A 13,516-nucleotide genomic window follows, 5' to 3' on the forward strand; every position below is an offset into this window, starting at 1 on the left:
GGATGTCGAAGACGGACACCGTCGGTGTTGAAACATCCCCCATCCGTCGCGCTTCGCGCGCCACCTTCCCCCTCCGGGGGAAGGTAAGAGCCGACGCAACCATCAGCCGAACTCCAGATCCATCTCGCCGCACAGCGTGGCGTTCTTGTCGGCGACGAAGACGCGCATTCTGCCGTCGCGGGGCTCGAAGCCGCAGATCGTCGCCGTATCGCCGACGAAGAGCGGCGAGGTCAGCCGCGCGGTGAGCCCGCGCAGCTCGCCCGGCGCGCGCTTCAGCGCCGCGTCGATCATCAGGTGCATGGTCAGCCCGCCGTTCTGCACGGTGTGCGGATAGCCCTCGACCTGGCGGCAATAGTCGGAATCGTAGTGGATGCGATGGGCGTTCCAGGTGATCGCCGAGTAGCGGAAGTTCAGCGTCTCCGACAGCAGCACCGGATCGGCCCAGGTCTGGTCGGTCGGCGCCTTCACCGGCACGGTGGCGGTGGTCTTCTGCCCCGGTGGCGTCGCCTCGCGATAGATCGCGTCGAACTCGTCGATGCCCAGCACGCGGCCGCCCTGCTCGTAGGTGTTGCGCAGGGTGAGCACGTAGATGCTGCCCGAGCGACCGGTCTTGGGCACGATGTCGACCACTTCCGAGCGCCGCACCGCCTTCTCGCCGGCGCGCAGCCGCGCCATCAGCTTCAGCCGCCGCCCGGCGCCCATGCGGCGCGGCATCGGGATCGGCGGCAGCACCACGCCGCCCTGGGCATGGCCGTCCTCGCGCAGCTGGCCCTGCCTGGCGATGTCGGCGAAGAACACCGAGAACCAGTGCGGCGGCAGCTCGGCGCCCTGCTTGATGGAGTCCGGATCGATGTCGAAGGTGGCCGCCACGCGCCTGACCATCGGCAGCGCCACATCGTCCTCGATCACCCGCACGCTGCCGATCCACGGCCGCAGGGTCTTCATGGCTTCTTCGATAACATCAATCATGCTTGGCATACGCAATGCTGTTCCAGATGCGCCGAATCGTATCAGCCGAGCGCAGAACAAGCCACCGACGAAGGAGTCGCCTGCGTTTTCTGGTCTCGTTCAGACACGGCACTCGACTACACCTCTTCGGCGAAGTCCTCGTACTCTTCCAAGATTGATTCATTCATGTGTGCAAGGAAGCGCTCGGCAGCGATGCTTTCGATTGCGGAATATGGAATGTAAGAACAGCTCTCGTAGAGCGGACCGCTCTCCAATAGTGAGAAGACTGGGCGCTTGATTTCCTTCAGCACTTTCTCCCGGCGGGCATCCGGCGCAACGATACTAACCGCGATGTCCATGTTTGGCTGAAGAGCAAGGAGATCCGCCATCCGAAGCAGTCCGGAATAAATTGCCGTCGTGTGCTCGATCTCGAAAGCTCTGGTCATAGACCGATTGCGAAGCCAGATCACATCGATTTGCTCGATCGTACGCAGAGTGGCATCGTCATAATTCAACGGAAGCTCCTCAAGAAACGCCGCATGGTGCGCGGCCCCTACAATCGCCTTTACTTTCTGCCTATCGTTCCGCGGAATCCAAATACGGAAATTCATCTTTGCGCCAATCTCAGCCACCTTGGCCTGTACCAGATGGGACTCGCGCGTACTTTCTACATCGACTTCGACTTCCAACGCTTCTTCAGGTCGATCTTCGGGTACCTCTACCAGTACCTTTCGATCAAGCGTCCGTACTTCAGATTGCCCGCCGACTCGACGCAATTCCTGTGGCGTCAGCTCAAATAGCCGCTGCTCTATGGCTTGGCGCTGCAGTCGACTAATCAGGAATGACCCATCCGCCTCTGTTAGGGGGCGAAGTGATCCTCGCAGATTTGCATGTTGTGCCCAGCTCTGGCTTCGAATCGGCAGATCACGCGTGATCTGGAGACCATTCCAAACGTCCGGCTCAAAGATCGGAATGGCAAATTGGGGCTTCAGAGCAACAATGGGCTTAACTCGAAACCGCAATACAAAGGGATCTGGATCAGCAAAAATAGGGGTCCGATCCTCAAACATGGCTGAGACAATCTCGAACACACCACACCACCTTGACACGTGGACAAGATAACAGATGAAGCGATCGCCGGGCTGAATCTTCAGAGCTGTAGTGCGTTGCCGTTCGCGGAAGCCGCTAATGTTGGAGCCATGGCTTTCGAAGGCCGCCCAGGTTTCTACAGTGAAGAGGTTTGACCAGTAGGAAGTCACGAGCAACCTCATCAATCAGGCCGAACGAAAGGCTCACGCTAGCAAAGTATGCCAGCACCCCGGGCCAATAAAGACTCCTTTTGCTTCAGCACGGCCCTCTCCCGGCACGCGAAACGTCACGCACGACGGTGTTGCCTGTGTTGCACGAGCGCCCGACTCTCGCGCCAGCACCGAGGGAGGCGCGCATGCAGGTCGGCGTGATGGTCACGAGCTACAATCACCGTGACTGGGACCGCATGCTCGCCGGCGACTACCACAAGCCGCCCGCCACCAGCGACATCGAGATCCACGAGGAGACGATGAAGCTCGGCGCCATGGTCGAGCCCCTGGGCTTCGACGCGATCTGGTGCGCCGAGCATTACGGCTCGCCCTATTCGATGCAGGGCAATCCGCTGCAATGGCTGGCCTACTGGGCCGGCCGCACTGAGCGCGTCGACATGGGCACGGCGGTGATCGTCGCGCCGTGGTGGCAGCCGGTGAAGCTGGCGCACGAGATCGCCATGCTCGACCTGCTGCTCGACGGCCGACGGCTGCATATCGGCATCGGCCGCGGCATCTCCAGCCACGAGTATGCCGGCTTCAACGTGGCGCGCGAGGAGTCGCGCGAGCGCTTCGCCGAGATGATCCAGATCCTCAAGCGATCGGATTCGGATCGCTTCGAGTTCAAGGGCAAGCACTACACCGTGCCGCCGACCACGGTGCGGCCCGCGGCGCGCCATCGCGGCTCGCTGTTCGGCGACATCAGGGGCGCCTTCAACACGCCGTCCTCGATGCAGGTCGCGGCCGAACTCGGGCTGGGCCAGATGTTCGTCACCGCGACGTCGCTCGACGTGATGGCCAAGGGCGTGGGCCGCTTCAACGCGATCAGGCGCAAGAACGGCCTGCCGCCCAACCAGCCCACCGTGATGATGTACCTGCACTGCTCGACCGACAAAGCCGAGATCGCCCGCGCCCGCACCTACGCCGCCGAGCAGGGCTGGGCGGCGCGCAATCACTACGCGGTGTGGAATGCCGAGGCGTTCGAGAACGTGCCGGGCTACGAGGACTACGCCAAGGCCTTCCGGCAGGGCCGCGAGCTGCAGGAGAACGAGAGCATCCTCAGCGAGGATTCACATCTCATCGGCACGCCCGAGGAGATCCTCGAGAAGATCGCGCGCGTGCAGGAGCGCATCAGCCTGGAGTACCTGATCCTGCATCCCCAGCACGGCTCGAAGCCGGCCTCCGAGGCGCGCGCCAGCCTCGAGTTGTTCGCGAAGACGGTGCTGCCCGAGGTTCAGGCGATGGCGACGCCGCTGCATGCGCACTCGCTGGGCACCGCCGAGACGGTGCCGGGCGAAGGCGCGATGGGCGGCGCCGTCGGTTAGAGGAGGCGCGTGTGGTCAGATTCGCTCTGTCATCCCGAGCGAAGCGAGGGATCTACGGCGGACCTGGATCCCTCGCTGTGCTCGGGATGACAGCTGCCTCCGGGCTTGCGCTCGGTGCCCTGAATCAGAACGGCGAGCCGAAGCCGCGCGAGCGGCGCGGACGCCGGGTCTCGCGCACGGGCGCCGAATAGGCGGCCTCGTAGGCGGTCTGATGCTGGACGTGCACCTTCGGCACATAGGACGCGGATGCCGATTTGGGACAGGCGCCACGGGGCATGGCGCCGTAGCTCTGCGCGAAAGCGGGTGCTGCCAAAACGCCGGAAAGAACAATGCCAGAAGCCAAAATAATCGAAGTAAATGAGCGCTTAATCATTAAGTCTCTCCTTCCGACGTTATCTCGCCGGAAGTTGGTGAGGGCCTATGTCGACAGTTTGACAGCATAGAGGATTCAGTAAGGCTGTTAAAGCTTAGCGTGAAGACCGTGCCCGCTTTGATCGTAAACGCTCACTTTTAGCCAGTTCGGCCTGGAGCTGGGCGACGTAGCGCTCCAGTTCCTGCACGGCCTGGTACTGGGCCGGCGCCGGCGACGGCGTGGTCGCGCGCGCATGGGCCAGGCGCTTGGGACAGTTCCAGGTCGCGATCGCGCCTTGGGCGTAGGCTGATGCGGGGATTGAGAAAATACCTGCAAATAACAGCGCGCAGGCGATAATTGCCTGCATCCGGGGAAAATTCATGTAGACTCCATAAACGGCCGATCGGCCCAACAAGACAATCGCCGACAACCCCCTCCCTGCGCGAGCCATGAACGATCCGCTCCGGACCCGACCCGGATTCCCGCCGGCTCCTGCGTCCTGCATCTTGCGCTCGCCGCCGCCCTCCATCCCGGCGGCGCGAATTCGAGGCCTCGGACATGCCTAGACCCTGGCGATTTGCCCTGCTTGCTTCAGCCTTCATCGCCTTGGGCGCGCTGGAAGCCGCGGCCCAGGCCAACCGGTCGGGCTCGGTGCCGCTGAGCGTGCTCACGCCCTCGGGCCGGGTCCACAACACGACCGTGATGTGGCGCGCCAACGAGCGCGAGCTGGTGGTCACCAACGTCACCAGCCATGTCGATGCCAGCGACGTGCCGGACCTGTTCGACACGCTGCGCATGCAGCTGGCGCGCGCCACGGCGATCAGCCTGCGTCCGGCCACTGCCAAGCGCCAATGCTGCGCCACGATGAGCGGCAGCGGCGTCGGCTTCGCCGGCAACGTCCGCGCCAATCTGCACATCGAGCAGCGTCTCGAAGGGCCGGATCGCGTCGTGCAGACGGTGGTGATCCGCGGCTACAACGGCCCGCCGCTGGACGGCTACACCGCCCGCTTGCTGTTCCAGTAGGGCGCCCCTCGGACCGCATCCTCGGCCGCTTGGCAGGCCGGCGCGCGATGTGTAGGTTGCGCCCGCCTGCGGGACAGGTGGCCGAGTGGTTTAAGGCACACGCTTGGAAAGCGTGCGTGGTGTAACAGCCACCGCGGGTTCGAATCCCGCCCTGTCCGCCATCCTGCTTCGCGCTCTCGCGCTTCGCAGCACAGGTCCCGCGCTCCGTCGCAAATCGGCGCCTCGCGACCTACATCCACTCTTGTCGCCCTCACGTGACAGGAGAATCCGCATGGTCGCGCCCCGTCCGTCGAAGACACGCATCGGCAACCACGTCCTGAAGCCCGAGACGCTGATGCTGAGCTACGGCTACGATCCGGCCCTGTCGGAAGGCGCGGTCAAGCCGCCGGTGTTCCTCACCTCGACCTTCGTGTTCCGCTCGGCCGAGGAGGGCCGCGACTTCTTCGACTATGTCGCGGGGCGCCGGCGGCCGCCCGAGGGCACGGCGCCCGGCCTGGTCTATTCGCGCTTCAACCATCCCAACAGCGAGATCGTCGAGGACCGGCTGGCGGTCTACGAAGGCGCGCAGTCCTGCGTGCTGTTCTCCTCGGGCATGTCGGCGATCTCCACTACCATCCTCGCTTTCGCGCGGCCCGGCGACGTCATCCTGCATTCCCAGCCGCTCTATGGCGGCACCGAGACCTTGCTGGCCAACACCATGGCCGGCTTCGGCATCGCCGCCGTCGGCTTCGTCGACGGCGTCGACGAGACGGTGATCCGCGCCGCCGTGGACGAAGCGCGCGGCAAGGGCCGCATCTCGGTGATCATGACCGAGACGCCGGCCAACCCGACCAACACGCTGGTCGACATCCAGCTGCTGCGCCGGATCGCCGACGAGATCGGCGCCGCCCAGGGCTTCCGCCCCGTGCTGGTGTGCGACAACACCCTGCTCGGACCGGTGTTCCAGCGTCCGCTCGACCACGGCGCCGACGTCTCGGTCTACTCGCTGACCAAGTATGTCGGCGGCCATTCCGATCTGATCGCCGGCGCCGCGCTCGGCAGCCAGGCGACCATCGCGCCGATCAAGGCGCTGCGCGGCAGCCTCGGCACGCAGCTCGATCCGCATTCCTGCTGGATGCTGGGCCGCTCGCTGGAGACCCTGGGGCTGCGCATGGAGCGCGCCGACTCCAATGCGAGGCTGGTCGCCGAGTATCTGCGCGACCACCCCAAGGTCGAGAAGGTGCACTACCTGGCGTTCCTCGAGCAGGCTTCGCCGGCGCAGGCGGTCTTCGCCCGGCAATGCACCGGCGCCGGCTCGACCTTCTCCTTCGACATCAAGGGCGGCCAGAAGGAGGCCTTCGCCTTCCTCAACGCGCTGCAGATCTTCAAGCTGGCGGTCAGCCTGGGCGGCACCGAGTCGCTGGCCAGTCACCCCGCCGCCATGACGCATTCCGGCGTGCCGGCCGCCGTGCGCGATCGCATCGGCGTGCTCGACACGACGATCCGCCTGTCGGTCGGCATCGAGCATCCCGACGATCTGATCGCCGACCTGACGCAGGCGCTGGCGGCGAGCTGAGTCAGGCGCCGCCGAGGCTTCTGGACAGCGCCTTCGCCTCGCGCCTGAGCAGCCTAGCGCTCTCCTGCTGCGTCGCCGCGTTCAGGCGCACCGCCGGCCCGAAGATGCCGAGCGAGCCGGCGACCGCACCGTGCCGGTCGAAGAACGGCACGCCGATCGCCACGGCGCCGTCGATCAGCTCGCCGGCGCTGGTGGCGTAGCCGCGCTGGCGGGTGCGCGCCAGCTCCGCCTCCAGCCGGGCGGGCTCGATGCCGGCCTGCTCGGCCCAGCGGCGGCGCTCCGGCGCGCCGACCTCCATGAAGGCGAGGATGGCGCGACCGGTCGCGCCGCGCACGATGCGCTCGGTGTAGCCCACGCCGCGCTTGTAGTTCAGCGGCTGCGGGCTGGGCAGCTCGGCGAGGCACAGGCGCAGCGAGCCCTGCGGCACGAACAGCGCCACGGTCTCCTGCGTGCGGCTCCACAGGCGGCGCAGGACGGGCTGGGCGATCGCCGGGAGATCGGCGCCGGACGACCAGGCCTGGGCCAGCTGGCCGACCTTGGGTCCGAGCCGGAAGCGCTGCGGCTCGCCTCTGGAAGCCAGGAAGCCCTGCTGCTCGAGCGTGTAGAGCAGCCGGTACAGCGTCGGCCGCGAGAGATCGACGCGCTTGAGCAGGTCGGCCGGCGACAGCTCGAAATCCTGCGGCGTGAAGGCGAGCAGGATCTCCAGCGCGCGCCCGACCGCCCGTACGTTGTCGGCCTTCTCCGCCGTCTGGCCCATCGGTTGACTCACGCCGCCCTTAGTCCATACAATGGATCACATGTCCATCTGACGGACAAGAGAATTCGAACGGCAGGTGCCCGATGATCGCCAACGAGCCCGGCTCGCGTTACGACGCGATGATCGATCTGCGTCGCGGCATGATCGCCCGCGAGATCTTCTCGGCGCGCGACGTCTTCGAGGACGAGCTCGAGAAGCTGTTCACCCGCGCCTGGCTGTTCGTCGGCCACGAGAGCCAGGTGCCCGAGCCCGGCGACTTCTTCACCTCGCGCATGGGCGCGGAGTCGGTGATCCTGACCCGCGACCGCGAGCGCAGGCTGCACGTGTTCCTCAATTCGTGCCGGCATCGCGGCATGAAGGTCTGCCTCTACGACCACGGCAACACGCTGTCCTTCACCTGCCCCTATCACGCCTGGTCGTACTCGACCGACGGCACGCTGTTCGGCGTGCCGCAGTACCAGCAACTCTACGAGGGCCATCTCGACAAGGCGCAATGGTCGCTGATCGAGGTGGCGAAGATGGCCGTCTACAAGGGCACGGTGTGGGCGACCTGGGACAAGGACGCGCCCGACTTCCTCACCTACCTGGGCGACGCCAGGGCGCATCTCGACCTCGCGCTGGATTGCCGCGACGGCCGCGAGGGCGGCTCGGAGGTGCTGTTCGGGGTGCACAAATGGGTGATCCCCTGCAACTGGAAGTTCGCCGCCGAGAATTTCCTCGGCGACACCTATCACAACGTCAGCCACCGCTCGGTCGACATGGTCGGCATCGGCCCCAGCGCCGAGGCCGGCGTGAAGGGCCGCCGCGACAACGAGCTCGACAGGGCGCAGCACGTCTGGGTGAACTTCCCGGCCGGCCACGGCGTGCACAGCGCGCTGATGCCGGAGCGCACCGAGTTCATCGACACCTACCAGAACAATCCGGTGGTCGCGGCCTACTTCCGGCACTGCCACGAGGAGCGCAAGCGCCGCCTGGGCGCCGAGCGCAACCGGCTGGTGCCCTTCGTCGGCACGATCTATCCCAACGTCTCCTTCCACGGCAACCAGCCGCGCAATCTCTGCCTGTGGCATCCGCACGGGCCGGAATCGACCGAGGCCTGGCGCTTCTTCCTGGTCGACGCCGACGCGCCGCAGGAGGTCAAGGATTTCCTGCGCCGCTACTACATGCGCTACTCCGGTCCCGCCGGCATGACCGAGCAGGACGACATGGAGAACTGGAACTACGCCACCGCGGGCAGCCGCGGCGTGATCGCCCGGCGCTATCCGTTCAACTACCAGCAATCGCTGGGCAAGGTGCGCACCGGCGGCCCGGTGCCGGGCAATGTCAGCCTGCAGGTCAGCGAGGAGAATCCCCGGCAGTTCTATCGCCGCTGGCGCGACTACATGAACGGCGCCGGCTGGGACGCCCTGCTCGGCCGCGACGATCAGGCGCCGGCGAGCGTCGCGGACTGATCGCCATGGCCAGCGTCATCGTCACCGGCGGCACCTTCGGGCTGGGCCAGTCGATCACCGTCGACCTGGCGCGCCGCGGCCACCAGGTGGTCGCGCTGGGGCTGAGGCAACGCCAGCCCTCGAGCATCGCCGAGGGCTTCGACTCCGTGCTGGCCGAGCTCGACCGCGCCGGGGTCGCGGCCGACGTGCTCGAAGCCGATGTCTCGCGGGCGGCCGACGTGCAGCGCGTCGTCGATCACACCTTGCAGCGCTTCGGCGCCATCGACGGGCTGGTGAACAACGCCGCGATCGGCCCGCTGGGCACGGTGCTGGACACCGACGAGGCGATGTTCGAGCGCATCGTCGCGGTGAACTTGAAAGGCACCTACCTGATGTGCCGCGCGGTGCTGCCGCACATGATCCGCCGGGGCGGCGGCTCGATCGTCAACATCGGCTCGGGCGCGGGCTGGGGCAAGCCGAACATGGCCGCCTATGCCGCGAGCAAGGGCGCCATCGCGTCGCTGAGCGCCGCCATGGCCTACGACCATTTCCATCAGGGCGTGCGGGTGAACGTCGCCATCCCGGGCGGCGGCGGCATCGTCTCGGGCATCGGCGTCGGCCGCTCGGGCGGCGATCTCGCCGCGTACCGGCGCCGGCCGGCCCCCGGCACCGTGGCCGGCCGGCCGATGGACGGCCAGGACCTCGCCAACGCCGTGGCCTTCCTGCTGTCGGACGAGGCCGCCACCATATCGGGCACGGTGATCGACGTCGGCTGCTTCGCGCAGCAGGGCGGCCCGATTCCGCCCAGACCTTCCAGCAACGCCGGAGGATCCTCATGACGAGGACGCTCGCCCGCGACGCGCGCTACTACGAGACCAAGCGCGAGATCGAGGAGTTCCTGTTCGACGAGGCCAACCTGCTCGACGAGCGCCGCTTCGAGGACTGGCTCGACCTCTTGGCCGAGGATCTCGAGTACTTCATGCCGATGAGCTTCAACGTGAAGGCCGGGCAGCACGCCTCGCGCGAGCACACCACGCGCGATCGGCACATGAGCTGGTTCCACGAAGGCAAGTGGACCCTGGGCAAGCGGGTGGCGCAGATCGCCACCGGCGTGCACTGGGCCGAGGAGCCGCTGTCGCGCGTCTGCCGCATGGTCAGCAACGTGCAGCTGAGCGCGATCGGGACCAATGCCGGCGGCGAGGTCGAGGTCGACGTCGTCAGCCGCTTCCTGATCTACCAGAACCGCTGCGAGCACGAAGAGTACATGTTCGTCGGCGACCGCCGCGACCGCATCCGCCGCACCCCGGCCGACTGGAAGCTCGCCCGGCGCGAGATCCACATCCACCAGAACGTGCTGCTGGCCAAGAACCTCACGGTGTTCTTTTAGGATCTGTCATCCCGAGCGCAGCGAGGGATCCAGGGCCAGCCTGGATCCCTCGCTGCGCTCGGGATGACAGGTTACGCGTACGCCACCGGCGTGGTCTCGCCGGGATCCTGGTGCCAGGCCCAGTAGAGTTCGCGGATGCGCGAGGTGAGCGCGCCGGGGGCGCCGTTGCCCAGGATGCGGCCGTCGAGCTTGGTCACCGGCATCACGCCACCGGCGGTCGAGGCGGCGAAGATCTCGTCGGCGTCGCGGAACTCGGCCACCGTCACCGGCCGCACCTCGATCGGAATGCGCCCGCGCCGGCACAGATCGATCACCGCGCCGCGGGTGATGCCCTCCAGGACCCCACTGTCCGGCGTCAGCACGGTGCCGTCGCGCACGGCGAAGACATTGAAGCCCGGCCCTTCGGTGACGGTGCCCTCGAGGCTGGGCAGGATCACCGTGTCGGCGCCGGCATCGTAGGCCTCGAACAGGCTCATCTCCATGTCGAGCCAGTGATAGTTCTTCACCGTCGGATCGACCGAGACCGCCGGGATGCGCGGGCGCGAGGCGATCACCGCCGACAGCCCGGTGCGCTGCTTCTCCTCGCTGGCGATCCAGACGAAGGGAATCGCGTAGGCCATGAAGCGGTTGCGGCATTGCCGGATGTCGCGCACGCCGGGCGGCGGGCGGCCGCGCGTGCAGACCATCGCGACGTAAGCCTCGCGCAGCCCGGTGCGGCGCACGCATTCCATGAGGATCGCGCGCAGCGCCGCGCGGTCGTGGCCCGGATCGAGGCGCAGCCTGGCCATCGAGGCGGTGAAGCGATCGAGGTGATGCTCCAGCCGGAAGAAGCTTCCGTTCCAGACATGCACCACGTCGTAGGTGACGTCGGAACGGGTGAAGCCGTAGTCGAGCGCCGAGACGCTGAGCTGCTCGACCGGCATGTAGGCACCGTCAGCGAAGGCGACGCCGGAGGGGATCAGGGCGTCCGACGCAGATGTGTTCGCCTCAACAATCGACATCGTCGACCCTCCTTGCGTGATCGAACGCGCTCTGTCATTCCGAGCGCAGCGAGGAATCCACGGAAGCCGCCTGGATTCCTCGCTGCGCTCGGAATGACAATGACAATACCCGATATCGCCTGGGTCATCGTAGTGCGTCGGCTGGCGCAGCAGCACCACGCCGGCAGGTCGCGCACCTATGGGCGCTACGAGACGTTCCTGAACGGCACGCCGATCGCGGGCCTGGCCGGCTTCGTCTGCGAGGCGATCGGGCCGGGCGACAACGGCACGCCCAACAACGGCAGGCGCATCGCGCCGGGCCGCTATCCGCTCTACACCCACTGGCACGGCGTGAAGTACGCCTCGGTCGGCTATTCGCTCGACCTCGAGATTGCCGGCGCGCTCAGGATGCCGGCGATCCGCGTCGGCGACACCGAAGCGCGCACCGACATCCTGATCCATCCCGGCCATCCGCCGACGCCGTATTTGTCGAGCGTGGGCTGCTTCAACCTGACCGCGCCGCTCCTCGCGACGCAGGAGATGGATTTCTGGGAGTCGCGCACCCGCGTCATCGCGCTGATCGACAGCCTGCGGGCCTTTGCGCCCGACGCCTTCGCCGCCACCGACATCACCCGCATCCCCGACGCCTGGCTGCTGGTCGAGGGCGAGCCGTCGGATTGATCTCCCTTCCCCCGGAGGGGGAAGGTGCCCGAAGGGCGGAAGGGGGATGTCTCTACGAAATCGATGTCCGTCTTCGACATCCCCCATCCGGCGCTGCGCGCCACCTTCCCCCTCCGGGGGAAGGGAGGAGAATCACCGTGCGTCGGCGAGCACCATGTCGGCGGCCTTCTCGCCGATCATGATCGCCGGGGCGTTGGTGTTGCCCGAGGTCAGGGTCGGCATGATCGAGGCGTCGGCGATGCGCAGGCGCTCGATGCCGTGAACGCGCAACCGGTCGTCGACCACCGCCAAGGCATCGTGGCCCATCCGGCAGGTGCCGACCGGGTGATAGGTGGTCTCGGCGGTGCGCCTGACCCAGTCGAGGATCTCATCGTCGCCCTGCGCCGCCGGCCCGGGGCTGAGCTCGCTGAGCTTCAAGGGCGCCATCGCCGGCGCGTGCATGATCGAGCGCGCGATGCGGATGGCGCGCACGGTGAGCTCCGCATCCACAGGCGCGGAGAGGAAGTTGAAACGGATCGAAGGCGGCTGGCGCGCGTCGGCCGACGTGATGTGCACCGTGCCGCGGCTCTCCGGCCGCATCGGATGGGCGTAGCAGGTCATGCCCGATTGCCGGCTGATGCGCGGGCCCCTTGGCCCGGGCTCGGTCAGCATCATCACCCAGCCGAGCAGCAGGTCGGGCGCCGCCAGGCCCTCGCGCGAGCGCACGAAGGCGCGCAGCGGCGCGCCGACCGAGGCCAGCAGGCCGCGGCTGAGGAAGGCGAAGCGCAGCGCCTGGTGCACCATGCGCAGCCCGCGCGCGGTGTCGTTGTAGGTGTAGCCCTTCGCGCCGACCTGCCAGCGCGTGCGCGGCGCGTAATGGTCGCGCAGATTCTCGCCGACGCCGGGCAGCGCCTGGCGCACGGCGATGCCCAGCGCGGCGAGCCGCTCGGGCTGGCCGATGCCGGAAAGCTCCAGCAGCTGCGGCGAGTTGATCGTGCCGCCGCAGACCACGACCTCGCGCGCCGCCCGGGCTTCGCGCCCAGAGAATCGCACGCCGATGCAGCGCGTGCCATCGAACAGCAGCGCCTCGGCCAGCGCGTCGGTCTCGATATGCAGATTGGCGCGCTTGCGGATCGGATCGAGATAGCAGCGCGCCGTGCTCATGCGCCAGCCGCGCGATATCGACGCCTGGCTCATGGCGATGCCGTCCTGCGTCGCGCCGTTGTAGTCGGGGTTGTGGGCGATGCCGATTTCGGCCGCGGCCTTGATCAGCGCCTGGAAGATCGGCTCGCGCGGCTTGGGATTGGTCACCGGGATCGGCCCGTCGCGGCCGCGCAAGCGGTCATCGCCCTCGCCGCCCTGGTAGGCCTCCATGCGCCTGAAGAACGGCAGCACGTCCTCGTAGGCCCAGCCCCGGCAGCCCATCTGCGCCCAGGTGTCGAAGTCCTGCGCCTGGCCGCGCACGAAGGCCATGCCGTTGATCGCGCTCGAGCCGCCCAAGAGCTTGCCGCGCGGCACCGGGATGCGGCGGCCGTTGGTCGTGGCCTCGGGCTCGGCGCTGTAGAGCCAGTTGGCCGCGGGATTGGTGATCAGCCGCGCCGAGCCGACGGGGATGCGCGTCCAGGGATGGCTGGCGCGGCCGGCCTCGAGCAGCAGCACCCTGTGGCGCGGATCGGCCGACAGGCGATGCGCCACCGCGGCACCGGCCGAGCCGGCGCCGACGACGATGAAATCGTATTGTGCGGAGGAAGAGGACGCGGCAACCACGATTACCCGGCAAGTCATTGAGCGCCTGAAGCGC

The 13,516-nt window shown here is 67.2% G+C and carries 14 protein-coding genes and 1 tRNA gene; 8 read left to right on the plus strand and 7 right to left on the minus strand.

Annotated features, from left to right (window positions below):
- Positions 1 to 102: 102 nt before the first annotated feature.
- Both KF889_07885 and KF889_07890 read right to left on the minus strand, forming a co-directional pair.
- Positions 103 to 969, minus strand: a complete 867-nt coding sequence (locus KF889_07885; protein ID MBX3499348.1) for a hypothetical protein — start codon at positions 967 to 969, stop codon at positions 103 to 105.
- Between the two features lie 116 nt (positions 970 to 1,085).
- On the minus strand, positions 1,086 to 2,207 hold the full coding sequence (locus KF889_07890; GenBank protein ID MBX3499349.1) for an EVE domain-containing protein: 1,122 nt from the start codon (positions 2,205 to 2,207) through the stop codon (positions 1,086 to 1,088).
- Positions 2,208 to 2,392: 185 nt separating this feature from the next.
- Between KF889_07890 and KF889_07895 the strand changes: the two genes are divergently transcribed.
- Complete coding sequence (locus tag KF889_07895) at positions 2,393 to 3,571, plus strand: LLM class flavin-dependent oxidoreductase (protein MBX3499350.1); 1,179 nt, start codon at positions 2,393 to 2,395, stop codon at positions 3,569 to 3,571.
- Positions 3,572 to 3,695: 124 nt separating this feature from the next.
- Here KF889_07895 and KF889_07900 read toward each other — a convergent pair whose 3' ends face one another.
- Positions 3,696 to 3,944 (minus strand): hypothetical protein, encoded by a 249-nt coding sequence (locus tag KF889_07900; protein ID MBX3499351.1) that lies wholly within the window; start codon positions 3,942 to 3,944, stop codon positions 3,696 to 3,698.
- 94 nt (positions 3,945 to 4,038) lie between these two features.
- A complete protein-coding gene (locus KF889_07905; protein MBX3499352.1) occupies positions 4,039 to 4,305 on the minus strand; it encodes a hypothetical protein in 267 nt (88 codons plus the stop codon).
- 176 nt (positions 4,306 to 4,481) lie between these two features.
- On the opposite strand from KF889_07905, the gene KF889_07910 reads away from it, so the two are divergent.
- The 3 genes from KF889_07910 to KF889_07920 all read left to right on the plus strand — a co-directional run bounded on the left by KF889_07910 (position 4,482) and on the right by KF889_07920 (position 6,501).
- Positions 4,482 to 4,946: a hypothetical protein gene (locus KF889_07910; GenBank protein ID MBX3499353.1), complete on the plus strand. Its 465-nt coding sequence runs from the start codon at positions 4,482 to 4,484 to the stop codon at positions 4,944 to 4,946.
- A 71-nt stretch (positions 4,947 to 5,017) separates the two neighbouring features.
- Positions 5,018 to 5,107: transfer RNA gene (locus KF889_07915), tRNA-Ser, on the plus strand.
- A gap of 110 nt (positions 5,108 to 5,217) precedes the next feature.
- Positions 5,218 to 6,501, plus strand: a complete 1,284-nt coding sequence (locus KF889_07920; GenBank protein MBX3499354.1) for a cystathionine gamma-synthase family protein — start codon at positions 5,218 to 5,220, stop codon at positions 6,499 to 6,501.
- 1 nt (position 6,502) lies between these two features.
- Here the strand turns inward: KF889_07920 and KF889_07925 are convergent, their stop codons facing one another.
- Complete coding sequence (locus KF889_07925; GenBank protein ID MBX3499355.1) at positions 6,503 to 7,258, minus strand: IclR family transcriptional regulator; 756 nt, start codon at positions 7,256 to 7,258, stop codon at positions 6,503 to 6,505.
- Positions 7,259 to 7,341: 83 nt separating this feature from the next.
- Here KF889_07925 and KF889_07930 point away from each other — a divergent pair, with 83 nt between their 5' ends.
- From KF889_07930 to KF889_07940, 3 genes are read left to right on the plus strand one after another with little or no spacing between them, the layout of a single operon-like run.
- Positions 7,342 to 8,709: an aromatic ring-hydroxylating dioxygenase subunit alpha gene (locus KF889_07930; protein ID MBX3499356.1), complete on the plus strand. Its 1,368-nt coding sequence runs from the start codon at positions 7,342 to 7,344 to the stop codon at positions 8,707 to 8,709.
- Between the two features lie 5 nt (positions 8,710 to 8,714).
- Positions 8,715 to 9,527 (plus strand): SDR family oxidoreductase, encoded by an 813-nt coding sequence (locus KF889_07935; protein ID MBX3499357.1) that lies wholly within the window; start codon positions 8,715 to 8,717, stop codon positions 9,525 to 9,527.
- Positions 9,524 to 10,075: a 3-phenylpropionate/cinnamic acid dioxygenase subunit beta gene (locus KF889_07940; protein ID MBX3499358.1), complete on the plus strand. Its 552-nt coding sequence runs from the start codon at positions 9,524 to 9,526 to the stop codon at positions 10,073 to 10,075. Before KF889_07935 ends, KF889_07940 begins: the two co-directional genes overlap by 4 nt.
- Positions 10,076 to 10,146: 71 nt before the next feature.
- Here the strand turns inward: KF889_07940 and KF889_07945 are convergent, their stop codons facing one another.
- A complete protein-coding gene (locus KF889_07945) occupies positions 10,147 to 11,076 on the minus strand; it encodes an aminotransferase class IV (GenBank protein ID MBX3499359.1) in 930 nt (309 codons plus the stop codon).
- Between the two features lie 99 nt (positions 11,077 to 11,175).
- Here KF889_07945 and KF889_07950 point away from each other — a divergent pair, with 99 nt between their 5' ends.
- The gene (locus KF889_07950; protein MBX3499360.1) at positions 11,176 to 11,736 is read left to right on the plus strand and encodes a hypothetical protein; all 561 of its coding nucleotides are present in this window, start codon (positions 11,176 to 11,178) and stop codon (positions 11,734 to 11,736) included.
- A 132-nt stretch (positions 11,737 to 11,868) separates the two neighbouring features.
- Here KF889_07950 and KF889_07955 read toward each other — a convergent pair whose 3' ends face one another.
- Complete coding sequence (locus KF889_07955) at positions 11,869 to 13,500, minus strand: GMC family oxidoreductase N-terminal domain-containing protein (protein MBX3499361.1); 1,632 nt, start codon at positions 13,498 to 13,500, stop codon at positions 11,869 to 11,871.
- Positions 13,501 to 13,516: the final 16 nt, after the last annotated feature.

The sequence above is a fragment of the Alphaproteobacteria bacterium genome (genome assembly GCA_019635875.1).
Lineage (GTDB): Bacteria > Pseudomonadota > Alphaproteobacteria > Reyranellales > Reyranellaceae > JAFAZJ01.